We start from the raw sequence: 26,603 nt of genomic DNA on the forward strand, positions 1-26,603 counted from the left end.
ACCTGCCCGCCCGTCTGCCTGTCTGCCCATCGGTCTCTGTGCCTGCGGGCCTGTCGCGGCGGTTATTGCGCCGCCATGCCTTCCGTGAATTGCAACCGGGCGAGCCGTGCATAAAGCCCGCCTTCGGCCACCAGTTCGTCATGGGTGCCGGTGGCCACGATGCGGCCCTGGTCCATCACCACGATGCGGTCGGCCTTCTTCACCGTCGCCAGCCGATGCGCCACGATCAGGGTGGTGCGCCCCTGGCTCAGCTCATCCACTGCCGCCTGAACCAGACGCTCGCTCTCGGCATCCAGCGCCGAGGTCGCCTCGTCCAGCAGCAGCACGGGTGCATCGCGCAGGATGGCGCGCGCAATGGCGATGCGCTGTTTCTGTCCACCCGACAGCATCACGCCGCGTTCGCCAAGAAAGCTGTCGTAGCCTTCGGGCAGTTTCTGGATGAATTCATGCGCCGCCGCCGCCCGCGCCGCCGCTTCCACCTCGGCGTCGGACGCTGCCGGGCGGCCAAAACGGATGTTGTCCCGGGCAGAGGCGGCAAAGATCACCGGATCCTGCGGCACCAGCGCGATGTGGCGGCGAAATTCGCTGCGCCGCAGGTTGGTCAGCGGCACCCCGTCCAACTTCACCGCACCGCCACTGGGGTCGTAAAACCGCTGGAGCATCTGAATGATGGTGGTCTTGCCCGCGCCGGACGGCCCAACAAAGGCAACGGTTTCGCCCGGGGCCACATCCAGCGTCACATTCTCCAGCGCCGACACCTCAGGCCGCGACGGGTATCGGAACGAGACGTTCTCAAACGCGATGCCGCCCTTCACCGGCTGCGGCAGCTGACCGGCGCTGGCCGGGTCCACGACGGTGTCTTCTGCGTGCAGCAGTTCCACCAGCCGCTCGGTTGCTCCGGCCGCGCGCTGCAACTCGCTCCAGATTTCCGACAAGGCCGCCACCGAACCCGCGACCAATACCGCGTAGATCACGAACTGGATCAGCGTGCCCTCGCTCATTACCCCGGCGCGGACGTCATTGGCCCCCATCCACAGCACCCCGACGATGCCCGAGAACACCAGGAAGATCACGATCACCGTCAGCTGCGCGCGGGTGCGGATACGGCGGCGGGAGACATCAAAGGCGGTCTCTGTCATCCGGGCAAATTCGGCGCGGCTGTTGTCCTCATGGCTGAAGGCCTGCACGGTCTGCACCGCGCTCAGCGCCTCGCCCGCATTGCCGGAAGAGGCCGCGATCCAGTCCTGGTTTTCCTTGCTGATCCCGCGCAGCCGTCGGCCCAACACCAGAATCGGCACGACCACCGCCGGAACGATCAGCAGCACCATCAACGTCAGCTTGGCCGAGGTCAGCAGCATGAGCACCATACCACCCAGGAAGATCAGCAGGTTGCGCAGCGCAATCGACACCGAGGAGCCCAACACCGACTGAATCAGCGTCGTGTCCGTGGTTATCCGGCTCAGCACCTCGCCGGTCATGATGCGTTCGTAGAAGGCGGGGCTCATACCGATGACCCGATCGAACACCGCCATGCGGATGTCGGCGACCACGCGCTCGCCCAGCCGGGTGACCAGCGCATAGCGCAGCCCGGTGCCAATCGCCAGCAGCGCCGCGATCCCCAGCGCGGCGCTGAAGTACAGGTTCAGCAGTTCGGAGTCCGATACCCGGAAATTGTCGACCACTCGCCGGACCGCCAGCGGCAGCGTCAGCGACAGCCCGGCCGTCATCACCAGCGCGCCCGTGGCGGCAAGCATCAACAAACGATAAGGCCGCATGAAGGGCCAAAGGGCCGCGAGCACCCCGATCTTGCGCGAGCTTGCCCGCTCCTCTTTTGTATTCGGGGCTGCCGGTTTGCGCGCCATGCCGGATCCTTCTGCACTGTGGGCTGCGGGGGACAGGCGCCCCGCGCATTCGTCAGGGTTCATGGCCCTCCCGGCGCGGCAGGTCAAGCGCACAGCCGGTGCAAATGCCCCCCCATGCGCGGTTCTGGCCGCGTCACACTGTATCAGCGTTTGCCACCGGGCAGATCCGCACACTCCCGGCACCTTGCAGGTGCGTAACGTTCCGACCACAACGGACTTGTCGGCCGGGTCCCAGTCCAAGTGTCGGGCATGCATAGGGGATATTGGAGCGGGTAGCGGGAATCGAACCCGCACCTTAAGCTTGGAAGGCTCTTATGATACCATTTCACCATACCCGCTCAGAGTAACTGCTGATTTATGGGAAGCGTCGGGCAAGGTCAACCACCTTGTCCGACGCTTTTAACGCGTCGTTGAAAAAGTTGGTTTTGCCTTGCGCCCCAGCGGTCAAACCCGTCAGATAACAGGATAAACGCCCTATTCGCGCCGCCCGCCAGACGCCATCGACCAAGGATCTTGACGTGAACCAGCCGCCTCGCACCGCCGTCATCACGGCCCATGGCCAGCCATCGGCCCCCGCCCCGGCCGAAGCCGAACTGGCGGCGCTGGCCCGCGCCGTCGCGCCCCATCTGCCGGGATGGGACGTGCGCTCTGCCACGTTGTCGACACCCGACTTGCTGGAGCACAGCGTGCCGCCCGGCGCGCTGGTCTACCCCTTCTTCATGTCGCGAGGATGGTTCACCGCCAAGGTGCTGCCCAAGCGCCTTGCCGCCCTGCCCTGTCATATCGCAGCCCCCTTCGGGCTGGAGCCTGGCCTGCCGCAGCTGGCGGCGCAGGCCGTCCAGCAGGCCGTGCAGCAGCAGGGCTGGTCGGAGACTGAGGACGTGCGGCTGCTGCTGGCCGCGCACGGCTCCGCCCGTGGCCCCAAGGCTGCTGAAGCCGCCGAAGACTTTGCCTGCCGCCTGCGCCCGCATCTGCCCGGTTACACGGTAACAACCGGTTACGTGGAGGAGGCCCCGCGGTTGCAGGAGGCCGCGCGCCAGCTGCCAGCGCCTGCCCTGTGCCTGCCGTTCTTTGCCCAGGCGGGCGACCACGTGCGCGAGGATATCCCGCAGGCGCTAAGCGCGGCGGGCTTTACCGGCCCGGTCCTTCCCGTCACCGGTGCTCTTCCAGGCGTTGCACAGCTGATCGCGCAGTCCATCCGCCGCACCGCTGCTTACTGCTGAAAAAGGTCGAAGTCCCCGACAGTCCCGGCAAAACACAATTTTGCCTGCCTTCTGTACAATGGCCTCTTGCGTCGGCCGCAGGCATATGATTAATCACGCCCTACACCACGGATGGCGAGTTGGCGGAGTGGTGACGCAGCGGATTGCAAATCCGTGTACACCGGTTCGATTCCGGTACTCGCCTCCACACATCCACCTAGCCCTTATTTTCTTGATTTGCTATGCCTTTCGACGGGCAGCGGCACTTTCGCTGACATTACTACTGACACTAGGGATGGCATTATAGGGAGCTGAGGGTTGGATTGGAATCCAGCAACTGTTAGCCGCAGGGGCGACAAATACTACGTCGTCATGACGGTGCCGCGCGAGGCACGTTCCGCAATGAATGGAGCTGCACAGATTCGGGCGTCAGCAAGAACCACAGACCGAAGTATCGCTGAAAAACGCCGCTTTGAGCTGGAAGGTCAGCTACGCGAGAAAGTGCTATCGGCCATGCGGCGGCATCGACTAGCTGAACGTGAGAGCCAGTATCAGAGAGCGGTTGAATTCCTCCACCTGGCCGACAAGCCATACGATCACGCATACGATCTGGAATTTGACGACGTGGTTGAGCGGCATTTCTCCGAGCCGCCAAAGTCTCCGCGTGAGGCTGAGCTGGCCATCTACGAGATGGAAAGGCTGGTCTTCGAGCTACAAGAACTGGATAGGCGGCCTGCCGATGCTGCTGGCTTTCTTGCTATGTACGAGCGTTTCGATGGCCCACCGCCCAGCGCCGAGGAAGCGAATACCGTTGTAGAGGCCGCGAAGAGAGAACTTTCTGCCACCTTTGGATTGGGGGGCGACTCCCTTACGTTGAAGGCCATGCTTACCCGTTTTGAGCAAGCCATCGAGCGGCGCGTTCGACAGGGGGATATCAAAGAGAAAACGGCCAAAGCTCGGATCAAGCATATCGATCAATTCATTGCGATCTAATCGGAGACCTCCCTATTTGCGAGGTGGAGGCAAAACATGCTTACGCCTTCGCTCAGCACCTATCGGAGAAGCATGGAAATTCGACCATTAAGACACGAGTGAGCGATGTATCGACTATGCTGGAGGAGGCTGTGCGGACTGGAGATCTAATGCGCAATCCGTTCGTTGGCCTCAAGCTCAGCGGCTATGGTGCAAAAAGGCAGAACTACGCGCCGTTAACCGATGATCTCCTGCATCACCTTTTCTCGATACCGAAACTGCCCGACGAGATACGGAATTTGTGGGCCATATTGGTTTGCACAGGGATGCGCCTTGATGAAGTGGCCTTGTCCTATGTTCGTCAGATCAAAGAGCAAGATGGGATCCTGTACTTCGATCTACAGGGGGCAGAGGTCAAAACGCGAAGTTCAGAGCGACGGGTGCCGATTTGCGGTGTAGTAGAGCCTCTGGTCCGCAGCCTCCTGATAGGGAAGCATCCCACAGATCGCCTTTTCGACTTTCCGATAAAGGCAGGGGGGAAATCTCGGGCTTCTGAGAAGTGCGGGTACTGGATGAATAAGGCCAACCTAAACAAAATATCCGGAGACCCTAAAGCCCGCTACACAACCCATTCCTTGCGCGGCACATTCAAGGACAAGATGCGAGACGCTGAAGTTGGGTTGGAGGTTCACAACGCCATCTTGGGTCATGACCTGCATACTGTTTCTGCTGGCTATGGGCGAGGTCCGAGCTTGCGGGTTATGAAAGCCGCGGTGGATAAGGCCTCCCATCCATACCTGCGCTGGATTCCTGGCACTATTGAGAAGCTAGCAGGCTAGAGGACCACCTCAATCGCACAGAGTGGGGCCATAAGCGCTGCTAGGATCTGCTTTTTCGCTCTTTTGTAACCCCACCCTCTAGCGAGGCGAGAGATCGCTATGTTGACAAAAACGTCAGACCGGCGGGGAGGCGGACCATGTACACACCATATAGAGTTGCCGTACTGCGGACCCTTTCACTTTCGGCCTTTTTCCGCCCTCAATCAGCCTTCACGGTGGCGGCGGAACCGGGGAACATGGCGGAGAACTCCAGCTTCATCACCTCGGCAGTTACGTCGGCATAGCGTTCTTCGACCACGAAACTGTCGTGGATCGGGATGGCGGTCACCCCCTGCTCCAGCAAGCGGCCCAGGACACGGAGAGCTAGACGGCTGTCCAGAGCCTGCAGCTCCGCCCATACAGCCTCGTTGCCATGTTGATGAGGCGATAAGCCCTCATGAAACCCCCAGAAGGCATCGTACAACTCCGCCTCACGCCCTTGGCTGTGGCGACCTTCATCCACCAGCATTTTTCGCAATGCCCTCAAGGCCTCTTGGCGACTGGCAGTGCCGACTGATCGGACGAGGACAGCTTTCATGTCCTCACGGCGGTATCCTGGCACGGCATAGAGATCTTCGGTGTCCGGCATCGGCCTGCCTGTTCGAGCATACAGCAGGGCCATCTGCATCCCCCCGTAGTCCAGCTCAGCCGTAGGCTTGCCGTTGATAAGGAGCAGCTTCCGAAACTCTTTCGGGAGCCTTTGGACCCAATGGCCGTAGAGGCGACCAGCACGGCCATCCTCTTCGCTGAAGACGCGGTACACGCACTTTTGCCCTTCAAGCAAGAAACGAGGTTTGCCAGCCCCAAAGTCGTACGCGGCCTCATACTGTCTGTAGCTGGTTAGGGGACAGGCCAGACGCTGTTTCTTCAGAGCCTGGTTCAGCTCCGGCAGGATCTGCTCTTCCTCATCTAACGGACGGGCCAAGGGAAGTTTCTCTCTCCCATCCTGCTTTCGGCGGGATACCGATAGTAGATCAGCGTCTGTCAGGGCCTTGGCCTTCTTCACCCCCATGGGGTGGTACGCGAAGACCAAACCCTGCTGCACCATCCAGTCCAGGAACGGCGTGGTAGGCCTCACGCGCGTCCGACTACGCTTCCCAGTCTCGGCATCGTAGTGGGCAGGGACCATTTTCAGCCAACCGAACTGCACCAAGGTCAATACAAACCCCTTGAAAGCGGTATGGCTGAGGTGGGCGTAATCCTGCCCCTTACCAAAGGCACCACGATCCATCGGAATGGCCACGCAGCTTTGTCGGCGGATGCCCTTACCGTGCGAGATGGTTGGAGCGGAAGCGATTTTGGCCAGAGAGTGTAATAGCGTCTTCAAGGCAGGAAGAGCTTGATCTCGTATTATCCGGATGAGGTCGGGGACGTCGCCACATCGTTTGCCATTGACGAGAACAGGCTGGCCGATGACGGCACGGATACCTTCATCCTGGCGAAGGAGATCATACAAGCACAGGGCTGCATCGGTCAGAACACGATCATAGCCCCGATGACCGGCAAGATCCGTGGTCATGGGAATGGAGGACTGGGGGTCGAAGGGAGCGAAATCGGGCGGATTGGCACCGGCCCTTTCAGCGAGGGGAAGGATGTCGATCATGAGGAATACGGGAAAGAGGCAAAAACGGGCCTTCTACACTGCCGAAGGGCAGGAAGGCGCCACCTATATAACACCGGGAATAATACCACTCATAATATTGAAAATCAACATTTTTCACACGATCATGGGATGTCAAATTCACGGTTTACAGGGTATTCCCCCTAATCTCGGAGCGGAGCCATATACGGCAACGGGATCCCCCCCGGGTGGCACTCGCCCCCTCCTCAAATGCACAAGGTAATGACCCGCAACCCGCTGAGGCTTCACCTCGAACGATATGCTGCGGACCTCACCCTCAGCTCAATAGGAATTGCAGACCGTCGTGCCTCCCCACTGGTAGTGTTGGCAGTAGGTGGTCTGAGGCTGGTACTGTCTCGTGTTCATGCTATTCGCAGTTTCCCGAAGCCGATCCATGGACTGGGAAAACGCTTCCAGCTGCCTCTCTCTCTCCTGCTGAACCCGAATTTTTTTGGCCCCTATGAACTCAATTTCCCGGCAGTCCCCCGCATCAACGGGCCGAGTTCGAGCTGTCTTAAACGCAGCATCAACTTGCTCCTGGGTGACTGCTCCTCGCCAGATTTCTGAGCGGGCCATTGACATATATTTGTCGACGGCAGCCATGTTAGTGGCATGCCCTCGACGTACACAGACTTGTGCAGCGTGATAGCTCCAAGCCCAACTTTCACGTTCTTCCTGCGTAAGTGGCTCTGGACTGCCACACCCTACCAAAACGACTACCGCCGTCGCAGCGCATACAAATTTCCTCAAAACAATCTTCCTTCGTTCGATCACCCCAGTCGATCACCTGAGCGAACGCGTAATCGCTCTCCTTAACCAGCTTGGAGGTTCGGTAATGCCTTTAGGGTACAGCCTGTGCATGGCCTTAGCAAAGATATTTACGCCGTCTCTGTGGCGTTCCGAGCAAGGAAAGTTTTGACCGTAAGGGTATACCCCAACGGACGCCGAAAACCGGCCTCGCCAGGGCGTCCGTAAGGGTTGACTTTGTTCATCGGACAGAAGATTAATCGGACACCACCTTACCGGACACACGGAGGCCCTATGACCCGGACCATCCTCTATGCCCGTGTCAGCACGGCAGATCAGACGATTGAGATCCAACAAGCGCAGGCAGAGGCAGCCGGTTACAAGATCGATAGGGTGGTGGCGGATGAGGGCGTTTCCGGCCTTTCTACGCCCCTCTCAGAGCGTCCAGAGGGCAAGAGGCTGTTCGACCTCCTGCGGGCCGGAGATACGCTCGTAGTGCGGTGGGTGGATCGCCTGGGACGGAACTACCAGGACGTCACCGACACCATCCGGGAGTTCATGCGGCGGGGCGTGGTGATCCGCACCGTGATCAACAACATGACCTTCGACGGGGCGACAACGGATCCGATGCAGGAGGCCGTAAGAGACGCCCTGATAGCCTTTATGGCTGCCACAGCCCAAGCACAGGCAGAAGCCACCAGGGAGGCCCAGAGAGCCGGCATACAGGCCGCTAAGGGGGATGCCCGCCGGTACCGGGGCAAGAAGCCCAGCTATGACCGTGCGACACTGCAGACGGTCCTGAGCATGGCAGCAGAAGGGGCTGGAACCACGACCATTGCGAAGGCTACGGGGCTGACCCGGCAGACCGTGCTGAGAATCAAAAGTGACCCAGCGGCATCTCAGGCAGCCCTCCTCAAATGGTCAAATGCCTAACACAGGGACCGTGGCCTCAATGTTCTCAGCATGCGATTTGATCCCATCAAGGAGAAACTCCCGGAGTTCGGAAGCATAGGCGTGTAGGCTTGATAGGGATGGGAGCAAGCCATGGGCGTGGCCGTGGCGGATACCGGTGCAAAACCGCGGCAGCTGGTTGTCATGCCCCTCGTAAAATTCTTGAACCGCCACTTTGTGCCTACTGCTATCTATGGCTTTGACAACACTTTCTATGTTCGAACGGGAGAGAGCATCTCTAAGGTGTTGAGCCAAATCCGGAGGAACTGTCTGGAGGGTCGGCCAGATCTCGTCGATTAGCATCGTGGCTTTCTTACGGTATATGGCGGCATATGAGTCCAGAGCAGCTACTCCAACGAGGACCACAAACAGTGCATCGTATCCTCTCTCAGTAACCGGGTTGTAGCCGGGAGCGTACTGTAGACCTTGTACTTTCTTCGCCAGCACCCATTTTGATGCTGCGGCTTCCAGCCCTTCGACACGCCAATACCCCACGCCTGTTTGCTTGAAGCAAACCCCGAGCGTCTTACCATGAGCCTGTGCTACATCGGACTTGGCGAGTGCTTCAAGCAAGGCCGAAAAAAATGCTGGAGCATGGGGGTTTCCTAAAGCTGCAACCGCCCTTGCGCCACTGCCAACCACCATAAAGTGTCCCCCTTACCGTTTTAAGCAATTTGCTTACCAAGTGTATAGGTATTCCGGTCCTCAGAAAGAGAAAAGCTCAGCCGCTCGCAAGGGAACTCAACGGACCACGCCCTACATGATCAGCCGGGCAAGTAACCCCCGATGCTTAGCACCGAGGGTCGGTAGGTTTAGTGGCAGTGGTAGGGCTTGCTGCCTGCGTGGCAGCACTGACCTCTAGGGGAGTCTTTTCTGCAGCCACCGCCGTGCTGCACCTCTTGCGCTTCAAAGCCAAAACCTGCGACGGCAGTCATTGCTGCGGCACTAAATGGCACCGAAAAAGCGGAAAGAGTAACTGCGACTAGTGCTAATTTCCTCATAAGATATCTCCTAGGATGTTGCGTCCGCCACGCATAATTTGCATGAGAAACCGGACACTACCACTCTACCCAAAGCAGAAGGGATTGACCACCAAGTTTCACACTTGAGGCGATTCACCGCATGCCGCCTGCCGCAATCCGAAAGCTCCTCAAGCGCAGATCAAGTCTATGACATTACCACTGACATTACGAATATCTAAGATCTTATTTTTTATAATTTAAGATCAATAAGATACAAAGAATCAACCTTGAGCCAGTACATTCCGGTACTCGCCTCCAAACAAAATCAAGCATCTACACGTAAAACGCTCGGAACAGACCGGGCATTTTACCTCCCATTCACGCTTTGCCCGCCCGCGCAGCGCTCAGCAGGGTCAAAACGTCATCGGTCTTGCTCGGGGAAACCTGCGCATACCGCTCAATCATTGCTGCCGCTGTGCGCAGCGACCAGCCCATGCATCCTGCGATCTGGGACAAAGAAAGACCTGCCAGAAGCAAGCGCGTCGCGGCGGTGCCTCGCGCATCATATAGGCGCAGGTCGTAGCCAAGCCGTTCTGGCGTCATTCCGGCCTTATCCCGCCATTGCCGCACCCCCTCAGAGGCCCCGTGTTCAGTCAACGGGTTGCGGCTCGCATTGGTGAGGAGCGGAAGGCGGCCAGGGTCAGCAGACCGGTTTTGTGTTCGGTGATCCTGTCAGTCGTTTTCAGCATCCTGGTTTCCTCGTTTTGTGGTTGGGTTTGCACCATCAACACATCGAGCAACCTTCATCCCCTTCAAGAGATGCGCCGTCCCCATTCCAGCGTAGAGAGAAGGGGACGGTGTCAGATCACATCAAGACCAATTTATCCAAACCTCTTGGCCAAACTCTGCGACCGGCTGATCCGCGATGGCTGGCTACTGGCGGAGGGACGGCCCAAGGACATCCTGTCGCCGCTTGCCAGCCGCGAGAGCTCCCGCGTGCAGACAGGCCTGGAGCGCCCCCGCCGCGGTGGCCTGGTCGGCGTCCTAAGTCTGTCGGCCTGGTCCGGCTTGCTCTGGCAGCACAAAAGGCCGCCGGGCGCCAAAACTACGCCTTCAACCTGAACCGCTGGATCTTGCCCGTCTCGGTTTTTGGCAGAGCGTCGGTGAACAGCACAGCGCGTGGGTACTTATAGGGGGCGATCTCTGACTTCACGTGATCCTGCAACAGCTTGACCAGCGCCTCTGACGGCTCATGCCCCTCGGCCAGCACCACATGGGCCTGCACGATCTCGCCGCGGGCCTCGTCCGGGGCCCCCACCACCGCGCATTCGGCCACCGCCGCATGGGACAGCAGCGCGGCTTCCACCTCCGGCCCGGCGATGTTGTAGCCCGCGGAGACGATCATATCGTCGTTGCGGGCGGCAAAATGCAGATAGCCCTCGGCATCCTGAATAAAGCTGTCGCCGGTGATGTTCCAACCATTCTGCACGTAATCCGCCTGCCGCGCGTCCGCCAGGTATCGGCAGCCGGTTGGCCCCTTCACTGCCAGCCTGCCAACCACGCCGCGCGGGGCCTCCTTGCCGTCGGCGTCCAGCACCTTCACCTCATAGCCGCTCACCGGCTTGCCCGTGCAGGCAGGCTTGTGATCGTTGAAACGGTTGGAGATGAAGATATGCAGCATCTCGGTGGCCCCAATGCCATCCAGCATCGGCTTGCCCGTCTTCTCGATCCACTCCTGGTACACCGGCGCGGGCAAGGTCTCCCCGGCCGATACAGCCGCCCTGAGCGAGGACAGATCCGCCCCCTCCTCCATCGCCCGCAACATCACGCGGTATGCGGTTGGCGCGGTAAAGCAAACGGTTGCGCGGTATTTCTCGATGATCTCGATCAGGTTCGGCGGGCTGGCATTTTCCAAGAGCGTCGCCGCCGCGCCAAACCGCAAGGGAAAGATCGCCAGCCCCCCCAGCCCAAATGTGAAGGCCAGCGGGGGCGAGCCGACGAACACGTCCTCGGGCTGCACATCCAGCACTTCGCGCGCATAGCCATCGGCAATCATCAACAGATCCCGGTGGAAATGCATCGTCGCCTTGGGCGATCCCGTGGTGCCAGAGGTAAAGCCCAGCAGCGCCACGTCATCGCGCCCGGTCGGCACCGCATCGTAGCTGACCGGTTTTTCCAGCGCCAGCCGGTCCAGCTCCGCATCATGGTTGGAGGTGCCATCAAAGCCCACCACGGTTTCCAGAAACCGGGACTCCTTGGCGCAGGCCACAAGCTCATCCTTCAGCCGGGTGTCGCACAGCGCATGGGTGATCTCAGCCTTGTCGACGATCTTGGCCAGCTCGCCCGCGCGCAGCATCGGCATCGTGTTGACCACAACTGCGCCGGCCTTGGTTGCGGCCAGCCAGCAGGCCACCATCGCCGGATTGTTGGCCGAGCGGATCAGCACCCGGTTGCCCGGCTTCACGCCCAGATCCTCGCTCAGCACATGTGCCAGCCGGTTGGTCCAATCCGCCAGCTCCTTGTAGGTGCGGCGACGGCCGTTGCCGATCAGCGCGGTATGGTCCCCGAATCCGCGGGCAACCATCGTATCCGTCAGCTCCACCGCCGCATTCAGCCGCTCAGGGTAGTCGAACCCCTCCAGCAGGAACTCTGGCCACTGATCCGCAGGCGGCAGGTTGTCACGGGTGAATGTATCCAGATGTGCGCTTGTTCCCAGCATCTCAGACACCTCCCTGATCGGCCTGATGGGCAGCCAGCGCCTGCCGCGCAATCACCACCCGCTGCACATCCGAAGCGCCCTCGTAGATCCGCAAGGCGCGAATGTCGCGGTACAGCTCCTCGACCTTCTCGCCATGGCGCACGCCGTCGCCGCCATGCAGCTGCACCGCCTTGTCGATGACCAGCTGCGCCTGATCGGTGGAAAACAGCTTGGCCATCGCCGCCTCGCGCGTCACCCGTGCAGCCCCGGAATCCTTGGCCCAGGCGGCGCGGTAGACCAGCAGCGCGCTGGCGTCCACATCCAGCGCCATATCCGCAATATGTCCCTGCACCATCTGCAGTTCAAACAGCGGCGCGCCCTGCACCTGCCGGGTGGTGACCCGCGCAAGCGCCTCGTCCAGCGCGCGGCGCGCAAACCCCAGCGCCGCCGCTGCCACGGTGGAGCGGAACACATCCAGCACCGACATCGCGATCTTGAAGCCTGCGCCGGGCTGGCCCAGCAAGGCCGACCTCGGAATGCGGCAATCGCTGAATCGCAGCGTCGCCAATGGATGCGGCGCGATCACCTGCTGGCGCTCGACCACCTCGAACCCTGGCATTCCCGCCGGTACGATGAAGGCCGACAGCCCACGTGCGCCCGGAGCCTCTCCGGTGCGGGCGAACACCGTATAGACATCGGCAATGCCACCGTTGGAAATCCAGGTCTTCTCGCCATTCAGGACATACTGGTCGCCGTCCAGCGTCGCCGTCATGGTGGAGTTTGCTACATCCGACCCCGACTGCGGCTCGGTCAGGGCAAAGGCCGAGATCGCCTTGCCCGCGCGGGTCAGCGGCAGCCATTCCGCCTGCTGCTCCGGCGTGCCGATTAAAGAGATCGCCCCGGTGCCCAAGCCCTGCATCGCAAAGGCAAAATCCGCCAACCCGTCATGGCGCGCCAGTGTTTCGCGGATCAGGCACAGCGTGCGCACATCCAGCTGTTCGCCCTGCATGGCGCCGGAATGCTGCGTCCAGCCGCCTGCGCCCAGCTCGGCCACCAGCGCCCGGCAGGCGGCATCCGTGTCGCTGTGGTCGATCTGCCCCAGCGCGCCTTGGGCCCAGTTTTCCAGCTCTGCCGCCAGCACCCGGTGGCGGTCTTCGAAAAACGGCCAATCCAGAAACGTCCTGTCCGCCATGGTGCGGCCCTCCCTATTTCATCTTTCCCCAAATACTCTCGCCGGAGGTGCCCGCGCCGTCCTGCGGCGCTACCCCCGGCCTGGGTCCGTCTCAGTCGCCTTCGAACAGCGGCTTTTCCTTGTTCACAAAGGCATGATAGGCGCGTTCGAAATCCGCGGTCTGCATGCAGATCGCCTGCGCCTGCGCTTCGGCCTCGATCGCCTGTTCGATCGACATCGACCACTCCTGCGCCAGCATCGTCTTGGTCATCATGTGGCCAAAGTTCGGCCCTGCCGCGATCCGCGTGGCCCAGCTCTGCGCCTCGGCCTCCAGCTGATCCGCCGCCACCAACTTGTTGTGAAAGCCCCAGGCCTGGCCTTCCTCGGCGCTCATTGAGCGGCCGGTGTACAGCAGCTCCGCCGCGCGGCCCTGGCCGATGATGCGCGGCAGGATTGCACAGGCCCCCATATCGCAGCCTGCCAGCCCCACACGGGTGAACAGAAACGCCGTCTTGGCCTCCGGCGTGGCAATGCGAAGATCCGAGGCCATGGCGATGATCGCCCCCGCCCCCACGCATATGCCGTCAATCGCCGCAATCACGGGCTTGCCGCAATTCACAATCGCCTTGACCAGATCGCCCGTCATCCGGGTGAACGCCAACAGCTCCTTCATACTCATCTTGGTGAGCGGCCCGATAATGTCATGCACATCCCCGCCGGAGCAGAAGTTGCCGCCGTTGGAAGCAAAGACCACCGCCTTGACGCTGTCGTCATAGTGCAGGTCGCGAAACCAATCGCGCAGCTCTGCATAGCTGTCGAAGGTCAGCGGGTTCTTGCGCTCGGGCCGGTCCAGAGACACGGTGGCAACCCCCGCCTCGATCCGGCACAGGAAATGCTGCGGGTTGCGCTTCACATTCATGATATCTCTCCGTTTTCCAACCGCCGGGCCACCACGTCCAGACTTTGGGCCACCGCCTGCGCCTCAGCCGCGGTCAGCCCGTCAAAGGCGGCGTTGATCCACGCCTCATGCGCTTCGGCCTGGCGGGCGAACTCTGCCCGACCTGTCGGCGTCAGCCGCACCAAATTGGCCCGGCGGTCGCCCTCGACCTTCTGGCGCTGCACATGGCCATCTTCGACCAGCCGCTCCACAATGCCGGTCACATTGCCGTTGGACACCTTCAGGACACCCGACAGCTCACTCATTTTCAGACCTTTTTCATGCTGCACCAGCGCCGCCATCACGTCAAAGCGCGGCAGGGTGGTGGCAAATTCGCGCCGCAGGTTCTCGCGGACCTCGCTCTCCACCGCCTTGGTGGCCTTCAGCACCTTCAGCCACAAACGCAGCCGGTCTTTGGAGGTGGTGCTCAAATCTCACCTCCCGACACGCTCATCGCGTGCCCATTGACTGATGCCGCCCCCGTGGACGCGAGGAACAGCGCGGTTGCCGCGACCTCCTGCGGGGTGATCAGTCGGCGCATCGGGTTGCCGCCGACCACCATACTCACCGCCTTTTCGCGAGAGATCCCCTGCCGGTCCATCAACCCGGTGATCGCGGTCTCCGCCATTTCGGTATCGACGAACCCGGGGCAGATCGCGTTGCAGGTGATGCCCCGCTTGGCGACGCCCTGTGCAACCGATCGCACCAGCCCCAGCACGCCATGTTTCGACGCCGCGTAGGCCGGGATATGCGCGCCCCCCTGCAAGGACGCGGTGGAGGCGATGGCAATCAGCCGCCCGCCCTCCCCCATGCCCGCGCGCAAGGCCGCACGGAAGGTCAGGAAGGTGCCGGTCATGTTGACCGTCAGCGTGTGCTGCCAGTCAGCCAGCTCAACATCCTCGATGCGCGCGGCAAGGCCCGTGCCGGCATTGGCCACCACCACGTCAAAGGGCTGGTCGAACAAGGCTTCAACCTGCGCTTCGTCGGTGACATCCGCCTCGCGGATCTGCATCTCCTGGCCGGCCGCCGCCGCTTCCAGCGGCGCGCGACGGCGGCCGACGATGGTCACCGCATCGCCCGCCTCGGCGAAACCATGGGCGATGGCCCGGCCAATCCCGGTGCCGCCACCGGTCACAAGAACCCGTCGTGTCATGCCCGGATCACCTCCGCGTCTCTGTCCGCCAGCCGCCAGGCCTGATCGCGCCCGGCGTGATAGGGCAGCGGCCAGTCGCCATGCCGGTCGCCAATGCGCGCGGCCTCGTGCAGCGTCCAATAGGGATCGGCCAGATGCGGCCGCCCGACACAGACCAGATCCGCCCGCCCTGCCATCAGGATCGAATTGGCATGATCCGCCTCATAGATGTTGCCGACTGCCATGGTGGCAATTCCCGCCTCGTTGCGAATGCGGTCGGAAAACGGCGTCTGGAACATGCGCCCATAGACCGGCTGCGCATCAACCGAGGTCTGTCCGGCCGAAACATCAATGATGTCCGCCCCGGCAGCGGTAAAGCCGCGGGCGATCTCCACCGCCTCTTCCGGCGTCACACCCTCATCTCCCAGCCAGTCGTTGGCGGAGATGCGCACCGACATCGGTTTGTCCTCAGGCCAGACCGCGCGCATGGCGGCAAAGACCTCCAGCGGGTAGCGCAGACGGTTCTCCAGGGAGCCACCGTACTCATCACTCCGATTGTTCGATTTTGGCGAGATGAACGACGAAATCAGATAGCCATGCGCCGCATGAAGTTCGATCATGTCAAACCCGGCCCGTCCGGCCATCTGCGCCGCAGAGGCAAATTCGTCCCGGATCTGGTCCATTTCCGCCCGCGTGATTTCCCGCGGGGCCGGGTTGTTATCGGACCACGGGATCGCCGACGCAGAGACGGTCTCCCAGTTGCCCTCCGGCAGCGGCGCGTCCATGTCGTCCCAGCCCAGCTGGGTGGACCCCTTGCGCCCGGAATGGCCGATCTGGCAGCAGATCTTGGCGTCCGTCTCGCCGTGCACAAAATCCACCAGCCGCGTCCAGGCGGCCTCATGTTCTGGCGCATATAGTCCTGGACAGCCCGGCGTGATCCGCCCCTCCGGCGATACACAGGTCATCTCGGTATAGACCAGCCCGGCGCCGCCCTTGGCGCGCTCGCCATAGTGGATCAGGTGCCAGTCGGTCGGACAGCCCTCCACGGCCTTGTACTGCGCCATCGGGGACACCACGATGCGGTTCTTCAGCTCCATGCCGCGCAGTTTATACGGCGCGAACATCGGCGGCCGCACCGGCGCATCCGCGGGCGCGCCCGCCTTGTCCTGAAACCATTTCTCGGCGCTTTGCAGCCAGTCGGCATCACGCAGGCGCAGGTTTTCGTGGGAAATCCGCTGCGAGCGGGTCAGCAGCGAATAGTTGAACTGCACCGGATCCATATCCAGGTAGCGCTCGACCTCCTCGAACCATTCCAGCGAGTTGCGCGCCGCCGATTGCAGCCGCAGCACGTCCAGCCGCCGCTCATCCTGATAGCGTTCGAACGCGCGGTCCAGCGATGGCTCACTGCTGACCAGCTCTGCCAGCGCGATCGCACTGTCGAAGGCGAGCCGGGTGCCCGACCCGATCGAAAAATGCGCCGTGGCCGAGGCATCCCCCAACAGCACCACATTTTCATGGTACCATTTTTCGCAGAGCACCCGCGGAAAGTTGATCCAGACCGCAGCACCACGCAGATGCGCCGCGTTGGACATCAACGCCTGCCCGCCCAGATGATCGGCAAAAATCTCCTCGCAGGTGCGGATGGTTTCTTCCTTGCTCATGCTCTCGAATCCCCAGGCGTTCCAGGTCTCGGCCGAGCATTCGACGATCACCGTCGCGGTGTCGTCGTCAAACTGATAGGCGTGGATCCACATCCAGCCGTGCTTGGTCTTCTCGAAGATGAAGGTGAAGGCATCGTCAAATTTCTGATGCGTGCCGAGCCAGATGAACTTGCAGGGGCGCACGTCGATCTGCGGTTTAAAATGCTCGGCGAACTCATTGCGCACGCTGGAATTCAGCCCATCGCAGGCGACCACCAGGTCGTAATCCGCCTGATACTCCGCCGCCGGTTTGGCCAGGGTTTCATATTGCAGGTCCACCCCCAGCGCGCGGGCGCGATCCTGCAACAGCAGCAGCATTTTTTTGCGACCGATGCCGGCAAACCCGTGGCCGCCAGAAACCGTCCGGGCGCCGTTGTGCACCACCGCAATGTCATCCCAATAGGCGAAGTTCTCGCGGATCGCCTCTGCGCTTTGCGGATCATTTGCGCGCAGGTTCTCCAGCGCGTCGTCCGACAGCACCACGCCCCAGCCAAAGGTGTCATCCGCCCTGTTGCGCTCAAACACCGTGACCTCGGCCTCCGGCTGGCGCAGTTTCAACGAAATCGCGAAGTACAGCCCCGCAGGACCGCCTCCCAAACAGGCGACTTTCATGCGTATCCCTCCCGCTCAACCTATTGCCGTTGCGATAAGGATAGGCAGGTGCGGAAATAAATTTCAAGCCTAAAGTTTTAGGTTTGAAATATTGACGCGGCAAGCCGCAGCGGACGCTGCCCAGCGACCGCTGCGAGACGGTTTAACGCTTAAAGTTCGCGCAGGTACTGCATCACCGCCGGGCGCACGGACTGGTCGCCGCAATGGCGGGCGTCGGCGATGATCCTGCGGACCTCGCCCAGATCGACCCGCAGCAACAGCGATTTCACCGGCCCGATCGACGCCGGACGCATCGACAGCGTGCGCATCCCCATCGCCGCAAGACAGACCGCCTCCACCGGACGGCCCGCGTCCTCGCCGCAGAAGCTCAGCGGCGTATTGGAGATGTTGCAACGCTCGACGATAAGCTCGATAAAGCTCAGGAAGCTGACATTCAGCGTGTCATAGCGTTTGCGCACCCGCTCATTCTCGCGGTCGGCGGCAAAGAAGAACTGCTTGAGGTCGTTGCCGCCGATCGACAGAAAACTGACCTCCTCAAAGAACTTCTGCGGCGCATAGGCCAGCGACGGCGTCTCCAGCATTGCGCCCACCTTCAGCTCCGATGGCAGCACATGGCCCAGCCTGCGCTCGCGCGCGATGGTCTTGTCGACCTCGGCCTTGGCGGCGCGGTATTCCTCGAACTGCGCGACAAAGGGGAACATGATCGACAGCGGCCGCCCCTCGGCGGCGCGCAAAAGCGCCTGCAACTGCATCCGCATGATGCCCGGCTTGTCCAACCCGACCCGGATCGCGCGCCAGCCGAGCGCCGGGTTCGGCTCGTCCGTGGGCTTCATGTAGGGCAGCACCTTGTCGGACCCGATGTCCAGGGTGCGGAACACCACCGGCTTGCCATGCGCCGCGTCCAGCACCCGCTTGTACAAAGTGACCAATTCGGACCGCTTCGGCATCTGATTTCGCACCAGAAATTGCAATTCCGTGCGAAACAGTCCCACCCCCTCGGCGCCGGACCCATCCAGCGATGGCAGATCGGCCATCAGCCCGGCGTTCATCATCATGTTGATATGTTCGCCATCCGTCGTTATCGCCTGGGTGTTGCGGATCGAGGCATAGCGCTCCTGCGCCTTGGTGTGCATCGCGATCTTGTCGCGAAAGGCGCCAACCACCGTGTCATCCGGGCGCAGGTGCACCACGCCCTGATCACCATCCACCATGATGTGGTCGCCGTTCAGCGCCTCCGTGGTGATCCGCTTGGCATTGACCACCAACGGGATCGCCAGTGCCCGCGCCACGATCGCCGCATGGCTGCCGACGGAGCCCTCTTCCAACACGATGCCGCGCAGGGAGCGGCCGTATTCCAACAGGTCGCCGGGGCCGATATTGCGGGCGATCAGGATCGGGTTCTCCGGCAGCTCGGCCCCGGTGTCGGCGCCCTGCCCGGTCAGGATCCGCAACAGCCGATTGGACAGGTCGTCAAGGTCGCTTAACCGTTCGCGCAGATAGGGATCCTGCACCTGCGCCATCCGGGATCGCGCCTGCGACTGCTCTTTTTCCACCGCGGCTTCGGCGCTCAGACCGCGCGCGATGTCTTCCTCCATGCGCCGCATCCAACCCTTGGAGTTGGCAAACATGCGATACGCTTCAAGAACTTGCAGCTGTTCCGTGTCGCCGTTGCGCGACACCTCCAGCATCTTGTCGACCCCCACCCGCAGCTCCTCAACGGCGTCGCTCAGCCGCTCCAGCTCGCGTTTGGGGTCATCGGCGATCGGGTTGGTCACAATCACCCGCGGTTCATGCAGCCAAACATTGCCCTCCGCCGCGCCCTCCTGCGCAGAAGTGCCGTGGATCAGCACCGCCTGCTGGTGCAGCGGTGACAGGGCCGCGCCCTCGCCGACAAAGGCGCCGAGTTCGGTCATCTCGGCGATGACCATCGCCACCACCTCCAACGCATAGACCGCATCGGCAGAGAACTCGCGCGCCTCCTTGGACTGCACCACCAGCACGCCAAGCATCTCGCCCAGCCTCTGGATCGGCACCCCCAGGAAGGAGGAGAACCGCTCCTCCCCCGTCTCTGGCATATAGCGAAAGCCCTTGGCGTTGGGCGCGTCCGGCGTGTTCACGACCTTGCCGAATTTGGCCACCCGGCCCACCAGCCCCTCGCCAATACGCATGCGTGTCTGGTGGACGGATTCGGTCAACAGACCTTCGGTGGCGCACAGCTCCAGCGTCTCGTCATCGCGGAACAGGTAGACAGAGCACACCTCAGTGCCCATGCTGTCGGCGATCAGATAGGTGATCTTGTCGAGCCGCGCCTGCCCGGCATCATCGCCAGCCATTGCCTCGCGCAGACGTACCAGAAGTTTCCGACTTTCAGATTCCGTCGTATCAGCCATTCTTACCCTTTCTCGGGCACAGTCCCCGCGCGCCGCCGCATCCCAATGGCTTCAGGCTGGCTCGGCCTCAACCACATGCAGCCCAAAGCGACGCGCCAGCGCACTCTCCTCTTCCCTCTTCTCCCACCCCGGCGGGAAAAGTCCAAGTGTTTTTATCGCTTTGCACGCTAACATCCCGCGGGGCCATAAAAATGGGCAAAGCCCTGCCGGAACGCCCCCAAAACGACAAAGGCGCCCCACGGACGCCTTTGATCTAAACAAAAATCGGTTGAGCAAGGACGCTTAGGACGCCTTGTCCAAATCGAATGCGTCATGCAGCGCCTGCACGGCCAGCTCCATGTACTTGCGGTCGATCAGCACCGAAATCTTGATTTCGGAGGTGGTGATGACCTTGATGTTGATGCCCTCGTCCGACAGCACCTTGAACATCTTGGCTGCAACACCCGACTGCGAGCGCATGCCGATGCCGACGACCGACACCTTGGCGACACCCTTGTCGGCCAGCAGCTCGGCATAGTTCAGCTCGCCCTGCTCCTTGGTTGCCAGCAGCGCCTGTTCCGCGCGTGCCACCTGGTCGGTCGGGCAGGAGAAGGTCATGTCGGTGCGGCCCTCGTCCGAGATGTCCTGCACGATCATGTCGACGTTCACGCCCGCGTCGGACAGCGTGCTAAAGATGGTGGCCGCGATGCCGGGGCGGTCGGCCACCGACTGCACGGTCAGCTTGGCTTCGTCACGGGAATAGGCCACACCGGCCACAACATTGGATTCCATGATTTCCTCCTCGTCGCAGACCAGGGTTCCGGCCTCGTCGGACTGTTCCTCAAAACTCGACAGAACGCGCAGCTTCACCTTGTAGCGCATCGCCAGTTCAACCGAGCGGGTTTGCAGCACCTTAGCCCCCAACGAGGCCAGCTCCAGCATTTCTTCAAAGGCGATCTTGTCGAGCTTGCGCGCCTTGTCGCAAATTCGCGGATCGGTGGTATAGACGCCGTCCACGTCGGTGTAGATGTCGCAGCGCTCCGCCCCGAAGGACGCGGCAAAAGCCACCGCAGTCGTGTCCGAGCCCCCCCGGCCCAGGGTGGTGATGCGCCCCTCCGGGCTGATGCCCTGGAAGCCCGCCACAACCGCGACCTTCATGCCCTCACCGAACTTCTGGGTGATGTTTTCCGGCGGGATCTCCTCGATCCGGGCCTGGCTGTGGGCAGAGTTCGTCTTCAGCGGCACCTGCCAGCCCTGCCAGCTGCGTGCAGGAATATCCATCTCCTGCAACGTCAGCGCCATCAGGCCCGCGGTGACATTCTCGCCCGAGGACACCACCGCATCATATTCGCGGGCATCATACAGCGGCGAGGTCTCATCCACCCAGCCCACCAGTTCATTGGTCTTGCCGGACATGGCCGAGACGATGACGATCACGTCATAGCCCTTGGCGACCTCAACGCCGACGCGTTTGGCGGCGCGGCGGATGCGGTCCAGGTTGGCGACGGATGTGCCGCCAAATTTCATCACAAGTACGGGCATGCGGAACGGGTCTCCCTGCGCTTGCGGGTTACGGTCCCGTGCCTCTTATGCGAGCCCCCGGCCAAGGGCAAGAGCAGGCATCCGCCGCAAGCAAGGAAGCTGCGCCCGCGCTGGCATTTTTCGCCGCGGCAAACCGCCACAACGGGGCCGCGGCGCAATTTCCGCAAATCAGCTGCGCCAGAAGCGGACCGTGAACATCGCATAAACCGCCATCAGCTCCAGCCGCCCGATCAGCATCGCCACGATGAGGATCCATTTTGCCGGATCGTTCAGGGTCGAGAAATTGCCCGCCGGGCCGATGGTGTCTCCCAGGCCGGGGCCGATGTTGGCCACCGCGGTGGCGGCGCCGGAGACCGAGGTTACGAAATCCAGCCCGGTCAGCGCCAGCCCCCAGGCCACCACGCCCAGAGTCACGATGAAAAACATGAAAAAGGAAATCACCGAGCTCAGCACTTCGGCATCCACCGGACGGCCTTCGTACCGCGTCAGGAACACCCCATGCGGCGATCGGATACGCTGGATCTGGATCCTAATGGAGGCGAACAGCAGCTGGTAGCGGAAGATCTTGACCGAACAGGCGGTGGAGCCCGCACAGCCGCCGATCAGCCCGACGAAGAAGAAGATCATCACCAGGAAGCTGCCCCATTGCATGTAATCCGCGCTGGCATAGCCGGTGCCGGACATGATCGACGTGATGTTGAACAGCGCCGACCGCAGCGCCTCTTCGCCGCCGTGCGGGTGCGAGGCGTAGAGAACCCCCGCAGCAATGGCCACCAACAGCCCCAGTGTCATCATGAAGCCGCGAATCTGACTGTCGCGCAGCATCGGCGTGCCGTGCCCGTTGACCAGCTGCACATAACGCACGAACGGCAGCGCCGCGAGGATCATGAAGATGGCCGCGGCATATTCCACCGGCCCGGCAAACACCCCAAAGGAGGAATCGTAATTGGCAAAGCCGCCGGTTGCGATGGTGGTCATCGAATGCACCAGCGCATCGAATGGCACCATGCCCAGAACCATGTAGACCAGCATGCAGGCCATGGTCAGCGACACGTAGATCAGCGAGATCTGCTTGGCGATCGCCTGCGCACGCGGCAGGATCTTGCCCATCGTGTCAAAAGCTTCAGATCGGAAGATCTGCATGCCGCCGACCCGCAATTCCGGCAGGAACACCATCGCCACGACGATGATGCCGATGCCGCCCAGCCATTGCAGGATCCCACGCCACAACAGCAGTCCGCGCGGCAGATCGTCCAACCCGGAAATCACCGTCGACCCGGTGGTGGTCAGCCCCGACATCGCCTCGAAAAACGCGTCGACAAATCGCAGCTCGGTCGCACCCAGCACAAAAGGGATCGCCCCGAACAGCGGCAGCGCCAGCCAGACCGTTGTGGTCAGCAAAAAGGTCTGCCGGATGCTCAGCCCCTCGCGCACCCCGTTGGCGCAACTCAGCGACAGCAGCCCCCCCACCAGAATGGTAAAGAGGGCGCTTTCCAGAAACACATGCCATTCCCCGCGGCCGTCCAGCAGATCGACCAGCAGCGGGAACAGCATCGTCGCTCCCAGAATGACGACCAACAGGCCGATGACATACCCAACCGGGCGGAAATCCAACATGCGGCGCAGCGTTGGCCTCCCAGGCGCTAAGTGTCAAGTCTGCGGCGCTATTTGCTACCGTCCTTGCTGTCCTTGGTGGCACTACGCGCCCCCTTGGGCGGTTGCGGCATATGCGGCGGCTGGGCAGGCTGGCGCGGCCGGTTTGTGGGCGTCTGCGGGGTCTGCGCCTGACGCGCGGTCGGCGCCCCAGCCGCAGCGGCAGGTTTCACCGCTGGCGCATCCGGGGCCGTCGGCTGAGCCTTGGGCGCTGCCTTGGCAGAGGTCTCGTTCTTTGGTGCGACGTCAGCCTTTGCAGCCGGTCCTGTGCTGGCGGCACGGGCCGACGTCTTGGGAGCCGCCGTTTTGGCGGTGGGCGACTTGCGCGCGATCGGTTTGGTGGCCACCTTGGTCGTCGCCTTGCTGGCCGCTTTGGGGGTGGATTTCGTGGCCGCTTTTCTGGCAGGCGCCGCTGCCGGTCGGGAGGCAGTTTCCGCGGCTGCTTGCGGCGCTGATCCAGCTGCCGCAGTGCTGGCCGACTTGGCGATTGCCTTGACCGGCGCCTTGGGCGGCGTCGTATCCTCCGCAGCAACCGGCGCCTCGGGCGGCGGTGTTTCCGCCGGAGCCACCGGCGCCGCCTCTTCAGCCACTGTCGCCAGACCTTGCAGCATGCGGTGCTGGGCTGCAATCAAGCTCTGCGCCATTCGCATCTGCTCCAGCGGGGCCTGAACTGCCAGCTGTGTGGCCTGCCGCCACAGGTTCAGCTGCATACCCGTCGCCGCCCCGGCCCATTCATGCGCCCGCATCGCCATCCCGGCCATCTGGTGAAAACCCGTCATCTGTAACTCCTCACTTGCAGCGCCGCCCCCGGCGCCGACGCGGCTCTGGCCCCGGCGCGCACGACCGACGGGGCGCAGAACCGCCCCTCCCCCAAAGAGTCTTTCAGGGGATTCGCAATCAAGGCTAACATGATATTCTGCGCAGCAGCATGAAAAATGCGGCGTCGCAGCGTCGCGCGCGGACTGTGGCCCACGGATGAACCACAGCGGCAGTCGTGCCCCCCGTTGCCGGGGCGATCAGCCCTGGTGGATCAGGCTGGCAAACAGCCGCGGGTCCATGCTGGTGGTCTTGAACAACGCGCCCTGGGTCAGCACGCTGACCGCATCATGGCTGTGCAGGCTTTCCTGATGGCTGGCGATGATTCGGAAATCCCCGATCCGCGCGTCGCCCTGCAGGGCCTCGCAGAACAGCCGTGCCGCATCCTCGACAAAGATCGGGTTGGCGGCGTTCAGCTCGGCAAAGGCCTGTTCATCCTCGCGCTTGACCATCACTTGGGTCTCGGTCGGCACCGCCTGACGGCAAAGGTCGATCAGATCCTCGAACCACAGGCAACTGGCACCGGGCTTCATCTGTACCGAAATCCGCGCCACCGAGCGCTGCGAATGGGGTGTCGCCAGCTGCCCGCGGGCCTGGCGGGCGTGTTCCGACAGCTCCAGCGAGCAGGGGCAGGTCGAGGAGTAGACATAGTCCAGATGCAGGATCTTGTCGCGCACCCCGTCGTGGTCGACCAGTTCCAGCGCAAAGTCGTAATACTGATAGCCGCTCAACCCCGAGCGCAGGCTCTTTACCCGAGCCGGGAAGGAAAACCGCATCTGAATGCGCGCATCGGGGCTGTCCAGATCGCTCAGGTAGTCGTCCAGCGCCGCCGCCATCACCTCAAAGCTGAAGGTGCGTTCGGCATGTTTGTAAAAGCTGCGCATGATCCGCGACATGTTGATGCCCTTCTTGCCGGCATCCAGTGAGACGGTACCGGTGACGCTGGTTTCCAGCGTCAGGTCACCGTCGTCGCGGGTGTGAAAGCGGATCGGCAGGCGGAAGTTGGAGATCCCCACGTGCTGGATCTGTTCCTGCGCGCCGCGGATCAGGCTGGTCGGCCCGTTTTGCAGATCCGGCAGCGTCTGCCGGTAGGCCTCGTCCGATGTGAAGGCTTCGGGGTACTGCCGCGACAGATCCGGGTAATTGCCCACCGCCCGGCCCGGCAACAGCCGTGCCACGGCCGGATCCAACTGGGCGATCTCGGTTTCGGTTGCGGACAACGCCCAGGACCGAAGCACATCCAGCGCGGTCTGCGCCGCCTCACGGTCCGGCGTTTCAGCGGCATCACGGGAGTGAATGTTCATCGGCGTATTCCTTACTCTGACAGCCCTATATAGGGGCTGGCAGGCCCCTCTCATAGACCGTTACGCGGCAGATTACAAAACGGAACCGCCAAATGCGGCGGGTGCGGCGGCCTCCCGACGCGCGAACCGTGCCTGTTCGGGGACGCGGTGGGCAGGCCAGCGCGGGTCCCGCAGGGATCGCAAACTGCGGCCGGGCAACGGGGACTGTCTGCCCCCGCTTGAGCCTGCGGCTCGATTCACCCCCGAGAGTATTTCCAACCAGAAAGAGGCATCGGCCCGCGGATCAGCCCTGTGCCGCCTCCAGCGCGGCGGTCAGGTCGGCAATCAGATCATCGGCATCTTCCAGCCCGACCGACAACCGCACCAGCCCCGGCGTGATGCCCAGCTGCGCTTTCAGCGCGTCGCTCAGCCGCTGGTGAGTGGTGGTGGCCGGATGGGTGGCGATGGATTTGGCATCACCCAGATTGTTGGAGATCACCGGGATGGTCATCGCGTTCAGAAAGCGGAACGCCGCATCCTTGCCCCCCTTGAGGTCGAGCGACAGCACCGTGCCGCCCTTGCCGCCCAGCTGGGTCTGCACCAGCGCGTTCTGCGCATGGCCCGCCAAACCTGGATAGATCGCCCGCAGCAGCGCCGGGTGGCCCTCCAGCGCTTCGGCGATCTTCAGCGCCGTCTCGGCCTGCGCGTTCACCCGCAGCGAAATCGTCTCAAGCCCCTTCAGCAGCACCCAGGCGTTGAACGGGCTCAGCGAGCCGCCGGTGTGCTTCATATAGGGTTCCAGGGTGCCGCGAATGAAGTCCCTGGTGCCCAGCACCACGCCGCCCAGCACCCGGCCCTGGCCGTCGATATGCTTGGTCGCGGAATAGACCACGACATCGGCGCCTTGTTCGATCGCGCGCGAAAACACAGGGGTCGAGAACACGTTGTCGACGATCACCAGCGCACCGGCGGCATGGGCGATTTCGGCCACCGCCGCGATGTCGATCACCTCCAGCGTCGGGTTCGACATCGATTCAAAGAACACCGCCTTGGTGTCGGGCCGTATCGCCGCGCGCCACTGCTCCAGGTCAGTGCCGTCCACAAAGGTCACCTCCACCCCAAAGCGCGCCAGGATGGTTTCCAGGATGTAGAGGCAGGAGCCGAACAGGGCGCGGGCCGAGACCACGTGATCCCCCGCCTGCAACAGCGACGTCAGCGCGCCATTGACCGCCGCCATGCCGGAGGCGGTAGCAAAGGCATCTTCGGCGCCTTCCAGCGCGGCAATGCGCTTTTCGAACATGTCGACCGTCGGGTTGCCGTAGCGGGCATAGATGAACTCATCCGGGCCGGTCTCGATGAACCGGGCCTCGGCCTGTTCGGCACTGTCATAGACAAAGCCCTGTGTCAGGAAGATCGACTCGCTCACCTCGTTGAACTGGCTGCGGCGCGTGCCGCCGTGGACCAGCACGGTGCGGGTGTTCCAGTTGTCGCTCAT

Annotated in this window: 19 protein-coding genes and 2 tRNA genes; 5 read left to right on the plus strand and 16 right to left on the minus strand. The window is 62.3% G+C overall.

The window, feature by feature from the left end; translation table 11 throughout:
- Window positions 1–62: 62 nt before the first annotated feature.
- Together AC0IPL_RS04690 and AC0IPL_RS04695 are read right to left on the minus strand one after the other, a co-directional pair.
- Complete coding sequence (locus AC0IPL_RS04690) at window positions 63–1,862, minus strand: ABC transporter transmembrane domain-containing protein (protein WP_474272487.1); 1,800 nt, start codon at window positions 1,860–1,862, stop codon at window positions 63–65.
- A gap of 264 nt (window positions 1,863–2,126) precedes the next feature.
- Window positions 2,127–2,200, minus strand: a tRNA-Gly gene (locus AC0IPL_RS04695).
- A 180-nt stretch (window positions 2,201–2,380) separates the two neighbouring features.
- Between AC0IPL_RS04695 and AC0IPL_RS04700 the strand changes: the two genes are divergently transcribed.
- The 4 genes from AC0IPL_RS04700 (at window position 2,381) to AC0IPL_RS04715 (ending at window position 4,875) form a co-directional block, all read left to right on the plus strand.
- Window positions 2,381–3,085 (plus strand): sirohydrochlorin chelatase, encoded by a 705-nt coding sequence (locus AC0IPL_RS04700; RefSeq protein WP_474272488.1) that lies wholly within the window; start codon window positions 2,381–2,383, stop codon window positions 3,083–3,085.
- A 113-nt stretch (window positions 3,086–3,198) separates the two neighbouring features.
- Window positions 3,199–3,272 (plus strand) — tRNA-Cys (locus tag AC0IPL_RS04705).
- Between the two features lie 110 nt (window positions 3,273–3,382).
- The gene (locus AC0IPL_RS04710; protein ID WP_474272489.1) at window positions 3,383–4,057 is read left to right on the plus strand and encodes a hypothetical protein; all 675 of its coding nucleotides are present in this window, start codon (window positions 3,383–3,385) and stop codon (window positions 4,055–4,057) included.
- Window positions 4,058–4,206: 149 nt separating this feature from the next.
- Complete coding sequence (locus tag AC0IPL_RS04715; RefSeq protein WP_474272490.1) at window positions 4,207–4,875, plus strand: site-specific integrase; 669 nt, start codon at window positions 4,207–4,209, stop codon at window positions 4,873–4,875.
- A 199-nt stretch (window positions 4,876–5,074) separates the two neighbouring features.
- On the opposite strand, the gene AC0IPL_RS04720 is transcribed toward AC0IPL_RS04715, so the two are convergent.
- Complete coding sequence (locus AC0IPL_RS04720) at window positions 5,075–6,517, minus strand: hypothetical protein (protein WP_474272491.1); 1,443 nt, start codon at window positions 6,515–6,517, stop codon at window positions 5,075–5,077.
- 1,059 nt (window positions 6,518–7,576) lie between these two features.
- On the opposite strand from AC0IPL_RS04720, the gene AC0IPL_RS04725 reads away from it, so the two are divergent.
- Complete coding sequence (locus AC0IPL_RS04725; protein WP_474272492.1) at window positions 7,577–8,215, plus strand: recombinase family protein; 639 nt, start codon at window positions 7,577–7,579, stop codon at window positions 8,213–8,215.
- Here the strand turns inward: AC0IPL_RS04725 and AC0IPL_RS04730 are convergent.
- The 13 genes from AC0IPL_RS04730 to metZ form a co-directional block, all read right to left on the minus strand.
- A complete protein-coding gene (locus AC0IPL_RS04730) occupies window positions 8,204–8,878 on the minus strand; it encodes a hypothetical protein (protein WP_474272493.1) in 675 nt (224 codons plus the stop codon). The genes AC0IPL_RS04725 and AC0IPL_RS04730 overlap by 12 nt on opposite strands.
- 1,422 nt (window positions 8,879–10,300) lie before the next feature.
- The gene (locus AC0IPL_RS04735; protein WP_474272494.1) at window positions 10,301–11,914 is read right to left on the minus strand and encodes an AMP-binding protein; all 1,614 of its coding nucleotides are present in this window, start codon (window positions 11,912–11,914) and stop codon (window positions 10,301–10,303) included.
- Window position 11,915: 1 nt separating this feature from the next.
- Complete coding sequence (locus AC0IPL_RS04740; RefSeq protein WP_474272495.1) at window positions 11,916–13,085, minus strand: acyl-CoA dehydrogenase family protein; 1,170 nt, start codon at window positions 13,083–13,085, stop codon at window positions 11,916–11,918.
- Between the two features lie 91 nt (window positions 13,086–13,176).
- Complete coding sequence (locus tag AC0IPL_RS04745; RefSeq protein WP_474272496.1) at window positions 13,177–13,983, minus strand: enoyl-CoA hydratase family protein; 807 nt, start codon at window positions 13,981–13,983, stop codon at window positions 13,177–13,179.
- On the minus strand, window positions 13,980–14,432 hold the full coding sequence (locus AC0IPL_RS04750) for a MarR family winged helix-turn-helix transcriptional regulator (protein ID WP_474272497.1): 453 nt from the start codon (window positions 14,430–14,432) through the stop codon (window positions 13,980–13,982). Before AC0IPL_RS04750 ends, AC0IPL_RS04745 begins: the two co-directional genes overlap by 4 nt.
- Window positions 14,429–15,154, minus strand: a complete 726-nt coding sequence (locus tag AC0IPL_RS04755; RefSeq protein WP_474272498.1) for an SDR family NAD(P)-dependent oxidoreductase — start codon at window positions 15,152–15,154, stop codon at window positions 14,429–14,431. Before AC0IPL_RS04755 ends, AC0IPL_RS04750 begins: the two co-directional genes overlap by 4 nt.
- Window positions 15,151–17,445, minus strand: coding sequence for a bifunctional salicylyl-CoA 5-hydroxylase/oxidoreductase (locus tag AC0IPL_RS04760; protein ID WP_474272499.1), 2,295 nt, complete (start codon window positions 17,443–17,445; stop codon window positions 15,151–15,153). The genes AC0IPL_RS04755 and AC0IPL_RS04760 overlap by 4 nt, the downstream gene beginning before the upstream one ends.
- A gap of 149 nt (window positions 17,446–17,594) precedes the next feature.
- Window positions 17,595–19,835 carry a phosphoenolpyruvate--protein phosphotransferase gene (gene ptsP / locus AC0IPL_RS04765; RefSeq protein WP_474272500.1) on the minus strand — a complete coding sequence of 747 codons (2,241 nt, stop codon included), beginning with the start codon at window positions 19,833–19,835 and terminating at the stop codon, window positions 17,595–17,597.
- Window positions 19,836–20,117: 282 nt separating this feature from the next.
- Window positions 20,118–21,356 carry an aspartate kinase gene (locus AC0IPL_RS04770; protein WP_474272501.1) on the minus strand — a complete coding sequence of 413 codons (1,239 nt, stop codon included), beginning with the start codon at window positions 21,354–21,356 and terminating at the stop codon, window positions 20,118–20,120.
- A 168-nt stretch (window positions 21,357–21,524) separates the two neighbouring features.
- Entirely contained in the window at window positions 21,525–22,973 is a 1,449-nt protein-coding gene (locus AC0IPL_RS04775; protein WP_474272502.1) for a TrkH family potassium uptake protein, read from the minus strand.
- A 47-nt stretch (window positions 22,974–23,020) separates the two neighbouring features.
- Window positions 23,021–23,788 carry a hypothetical protein gene (locus tag AC0IPL_RS04780; RefSeq protein ID WP_474272503.1) on the minus strand — a complete coding sequence of 256 codons (768 nt, stop codon included), beginning with the start codon at window positions 23,786–23,788 and terminating at the stop codon, window positions 23,021–23,023.
- Between the two features lie 237 nt (window positions 23,789–24,025).
- Window positions 24,026–25,129 (minus strand): GTP cyclohydrolase FolE2, encoded by a 1,104-nt coding sequence (folE2, locus tag AC0IPL_RS04785; protein WP_474272504.1) that lies wholly within the window; start codon window positions 25,127–25,129, stop codon window positions 24,026–24,028.
- A 283-nt stretch (window positions 25,130–25,412) separates the two neighbouring features.
- Complete coding sequence (gene metZ, locus AC0IPL_RS04790) at window positions 25,413–26,603, minus strand: O-succinylhomoserine sulfhydrylase (RefSeq protein ID WP_474272505.1); 1,191 nt, start codon at window positions 26,601–26,603, stop codon at window positions 25,413–25,415.

The sequence above is a fragment of the Leisingera sp. SA32 genome (assembly GCF_056033425.1).